Here is a 4133-nt window from a genome sequence, read left to right on the forward strand (position 1 = left end):
TGAACGGAGAGCAGCCAGGCTTCTTCATCAGGAGGGTTGCCAAACTGCGCTCCCACTTCCGGGGCGAGCCGCATTGAATCCGGTGAAATTTCGTCGAACAGCTCTGCCTCCACTTCCGGCAGCGGCTCGCCGGTCACGGACCGGTGCGCCATCGCGCGGACATGGGAGGTGAGCATCTGTTCCTGTACTGCATTGGGGATGATGTTGTGCCGGGCCAGCAGGGCATAAACCTGCTGTAGCATGGTGTTCGCGAGCTTTTCTGTTTGCTCCGCCTGATCCCCAACGTCGTTCATTACCGCTCCGTTACTCACTGGTCTTACCCCGTTAATGGCTCTGGAATAAAACTAACGTTGGCGATGGCGGGTTTGTAGCGAGTTGTTTTCCACTTCGAAGTGGAAAGGCGAGCCGCAGCAGTGATCTGTGCCACATAAATAGGCTGAATCTGGATAAATCGCTGTATTTGCGTGATGAATATCACGTTATCTGACGGCAAATATGGGAAGAGCGAAGCGGAAAAGATTACGAGCCGACTCGTAGAAATGTGACGTGGATAAGGTTTTCTTATGGGGATTCGCTAGAGTGGCGGCGGGTGCTTGAGACTGACCGTCTCAGGCATGGGACGGAAAGTGGAAAGCCCCGCCTGATAAAAAATCAGGGCGGGGGCTCGAAACGACACGTCGGACCGTGGAGTTCGCTACCTCGCCCGCTTTAAAGCAAGGAGGCATCCATGAAACGCCAATCCCCAATTATCCGGGTTTTGATGATTATTGCTTTGACAATAATCATCTTAACGCTGGTGACGAGGAAAACACTGTGCGAGATCCGTTTTCGAAACGGCTCGCTTGAAGTGACAGCGCGGATGGAGTGTCGCTCCGGCCAGTAGGGAGCAAAGATGCGGGGGCGCTAACTGCGCCCCCGCATACGGGAAAGGACGTACAGCTCAGGCACCCAATTAACGATACTTTTTGTGATACGTGTTACGCGTCGCGACAAACTGGTCGGCTGCCGCCTGGGCTTCCTTCACTTTGCCTTCGTTAGCGAGCTTCAGCGCGCCGTCAATCTGACCGACCAGCACGTCAAAGCCGTGGCGATAGTCCTTCATCTCTGCGCTGTCTGCCGCTTTGCTTTCCAGCTTTGGCGGCGTCGCTTTTTGCGCGTCCAGCGCCGCTTCACGCATTTTGGTCAATGCGCTTTTCATTTCTGCCGCATTGTCCGTTTTCTGCACGACCTTCAGGTTTTGACTGAGGATGTCCATGTTGTCTTCGAGATCGGCAGCAAACGCAGAAGAGCCAAGAACCAGCGTTGAAGCCGCGACGATCGCTAACAGGTGTTTACGCATTGCTCACTTCCTTTTTTATTATTAAAACGCTTTTCGGGTATTACTGGCCGGCAATTTTCATTTCCGGCAGTAATACAGAACCACACTGTATATTGCTACGTGTTTCAATATCGTTACCGACCGTAACGATATTGCGCCACATGTCCTTCAGGTTGCCGGCGATGGTAATTTCGCTCACCGGATACTGAATCTCGCCGTTTTCGACCCAGAAGCCTGCCGCACCGCGAGAGTAGTCTCCGGTAATGCCGCTCACGCCCTGGCCCATCAGTTCTGTCACCACCAGGCCGGTGCCCATCTCTTTCAGCATCTGCTCGAAGTTCAGGCCCTGTCCGGCAATGCGCCAGTTATGGATGCCCCCCGCATGTCCGGTGCTTTTCAGCCCCAGCTTGCGCGCGGAGTAGTTGGTCAGCAGCCACTGAGTCAGAATGCCGTCTTTAACGATATCGCGGCGTTCCGTGCGCACGCCTTCGCTGTCGAACGGCGTAGAGGCCAGCCCTTTCAGCAGGTGCGGGTGCTCTTCAATGGTCAGCCATTCCGGCAGGATCTGTTTGCCCAGTGAGTCGAGCAGGAAGGTCGATTTACGGTAAACTGAGCCGCCCGCGATAGCGCCCACCAGATGGCCAAACAGGCCGGTCGCCACTTCATTGGCAAAAATGACCGGGGCTTTCATGGTGGAGAGCTTACGCGGTGACAGGCGAGACAGCGTGCGTTCAGCACACGCTTTGCCCACCCACTCAGGGGACTGTAAATCCCCCAGCGCGCGGCCGATGGTGTAAGCATAATCCCGCTCCATATCGCCGTTTTCTTCGGCGATCACGCAGCTTGAGAGCGAGTGACGGGTTGAGCAATAGCCCTGCAGCATTCCGTGGCTGTTGCCGAAGACTTTGATGCCGTAGTGGCTGTTGAAGCTGCCGCCTTCGGTATTGGTGATGCGTTTATCCGCCTGCAAAGACGCCTGTTCGGCACGCGCGGCCAGCTCAATGGCTTCGTCCGGGGTGACTTCCGCCGGGTGGAAAAGATCGAGATCCGGGGCATCAAACGCCAGCAGATCTTTATCCGCAACGCCGGCATAAGGATCCGGTGAGGTGTAACGCGCAATATCCAGCGCCGCCTGCACGGTACGGGCAATGGCATCGGGGCTGAGATCGGTAGACGACGCGCTGCCTTTGCGGTTCTGGTGATAGACCGTGATCCCCAGCGCGCCATCGCTGTTGAATTCTACATTCTCCACTTCGCCATAGCGGGTGCTCACGCTAATGCCGGTGGTTTTGCTGACCGCCACTTCGGCGCCATCTGATTTACCTGAAGCGAGCGTCAGCGCGGTGGAGACGGCTTCTTCCAGAATCTTACGCTGCGCTTCAACTTGTGAGGTTACTTTCATCGCAAATGCCATACTGTAAGAGAGAGTTAACTGAAGTCTAACAGAGAACCGTTTTTCAGTGCGCGTCTTAACTGGTAACATTAGCCTCTTTTTTTAAGGAGCCTGACATGACTAAGCAGCCCGAAGACTGGCTCGACGACGTTCCCGGTGATGACATCGAAGACGAAGATGATGAGATCATCTGGGTCAGTAAAAGTGAAATTAAACGCGACGCCGAAGAGTTAAAACAGCTTGGCGCAGAAATGGTGGAACTGGGTAAAAACGCGCTGGATAAGATCCCGCTCGACCAGGATCTGCGTGATGCCATTGAACTGGCACAGAAAATCAAAAAAGAAGGCCGTCGTCGCCAGCTTCAGCTTATCGGTAAAATGCTGCGTCAGCGCGACGTCGATCCGATCCGCCAGGCGCTGGATAAACTGAAAAACCGCCACAACCAGCAGGTTGCGCTGTTCCACAAGCTGGAGCAGATCCGCGACCGTCTGATTGAACAGGGTGATGATGCGGTACCGGAAGTATTGAACCTGTGGCCGGATGCCGACCGCCAGCAGCTGCGTTCACTGATCCGCAACGCGAAGAAAGAGAAAGAAGGGAATAAGCCGCCGAAGTCCGCGCGTCTGATTTTCCAGTATCTGCGCGAGCTGTCTGAGAACGAAGAGTAATATCGAACCGCCTGTTCCCCCCTCACCCCAGCCCTCTCCCCATAGGGGAGAGGGAGAAGAGTAATGTAGGCCCGGTAAGCGCTAGCGCCACCGGGCTTTTTTTTACTCTGCGGCCTCAGCCTTTTTCGCCAGACCGTCCAGCAGCTTCTGATGGATCCCACCAAAACCGCCGTTACTCATCACCAGAATATGGTCACCCGGCTGAGCGGCTTTCACCACCATATCCGCCAGAGCATCAACATCCGCACTCCAGTGCGCAGGCTGAATGCAGGCATCGGCCACTTCAGCTACCTGCCACGGAATATGCTGTGGCTGCAGCAGGAAGACTTCGTCGGCACGTCCTAAGGATGGCGCGAGATCGTCTTTACAGATGCCCATTTTCATGGTGTTAGAGCGTGGCTCCAGCACCGCCAGAATGCGCGCGGTACCGCCGACCTTGCCGCGTAACGCTGCAAGCGTCGCCAGAATAGCAGTTGGGTGGTGCGCGAAATCGTCATACACGGTTACGCCGTGGGCTTCACCGCGCAGCTCCAAACGGCGACGGGCATTGATAAATGAACCCAGTGCATTCGCCGCATCCGCAGGCTGAACACCCACATGGCGTGCGGCAGCGATTGCCATCAGGCCGTTGTGCATGTTGTGTTCGCCAACCAGGCCCCACTTCACCTCACCCACTTTCTCGCCGTCGAGCCACACTTCCCACTCCGAGGCATCCACGTTGAGTTTTTTCGCCTGCCAGTGGCCCTGCTCACCC

6 protein-coding genes are annotated in these 4133 nt (G+C 55.8%); 2 read left to right on the plus strand and 4 right to left on the minus strand.

Annotated elements, in window-relative coordinates; translation table 11 throughout:
• Positions 1–311, minus strand: a 311-nt coding sequence (locus AK59_RS0123375) for a glycine dehydrogenase (RefSeq protein WP_156037816.1), incomplete at its 3' end; no start/stop codon positions are given.
• Positions 312–760: 449 nt separating this feature from the next.
• Between AK59_RS0123375 and AK59_RS01000000124010 the strand changes: the two genes are divergently transcribed.
• Positions 761–883, plus strand: coding sequence for a Hok/Gef family protein (locus tag AK59_RS01000000124010; RefSeq protein WP_128569378.1), 123 nt, complete (start codon positions 761–763; stop codon positions 881–883).
• 69 nt (positions 884–952) lie between these two features.
• Here AK59_RS01000000124010 and cybC read toward each other — a convergent pair whose 3' ends face one another.
• Together cybC and pmbA are read right to left on the minus strand one after the other, a co-directional pair.
• On the minus strand, positions 953–1339 hold the full coding sequence (gene cybC, locus AK59_RS0123385) for a cytochrome b562 (protein ID WP_013095348.1): 387 nt from the start codon (positions 1337–1339) through the stop codon (positions 953–955).
• Positions 1340–1379: 40 nt separating this feature from the next.
• Positions 1380–2732, minus strand: a complete 1353-nt coding sequence (gene pmbA / locus AK59_RS0123390) for a metalloprotease PmbA (RefSeq protein WP_032618803.1) — start codon at positions 2730–2732, stop codon at positions 1380–1382.
• 95 nt (positions 2733–2827) lie between these two features.
• Here pmbA and yjgA point away from each other — a divergent pair, with 95 nt between their 5' ends.
• Positions 2828–3379 carry a ribosome biogenesis factor YjgA gene (yjgA, locus tag AK59_RS0123395; RefSeq protein ID WP_008501414.1) on the plus strand — a complete coding sequence of 184 codons (552 nt, stop codon included), beginning with the start codon at positions 2828–2830 and terminating at the stop codon, positions 3377–3379.
• Between the two features lie 102 nt (positions 3380–3481).
• On the opposite strand, the gene AK59_RS0123400 is transcribed toward yjgA, so the two are convergent.
• Positions 3482–4133 (minus strand): glutamate ligase domain-containing protein (locus AK59_RS0123400; RefSeq protein WP_029883957.1); only part of this gene is annotated, 652 nt, incomplete at its 5' end.

Source organism: Enterobacter sp. T1-1, from assembly GCF_000710795.1.
Taxonomy (GTDB): Bacteria; Pseudomonadota; Gammaproteobacteria; order Enterobacterales; family Enterobacteriaceae; genus Enterobacter; species Enterobacter cloacae.

What these genes read in the sequence shown, in the direction of transcription:
- AK59_RS01000000124010 (WP_128569378.1), top strand. Translation starts at nt 761, where the DNA reads ATGATTATTGCTTTGACAATAATCATCTTAACGCTGGTGACGAGGAAA.
- cybC (WP_013095348.1), bottom strand. Translation starts at nt 1,339, where the DNA reads ATGCGTAAACACCTGTTAGCGATCGTCGCGGCTTCAACGCTGGTTCTT.
- pmbA (WP_032618803.1), bottom strand. Translation starts at nt 2,732, where the DNA reads ATGGCATTTGCGATGAAAGTAACCTCACAAGTTGAAGCGCAGCGTAAG.
- yjgA (WP_008501414.1), top strand. Translation starts at nt 2,828, where the DNA reads ATGACTAAGCAGCCCGAAGACTGGCTCGACGACGTTCCCGGTGATGAC.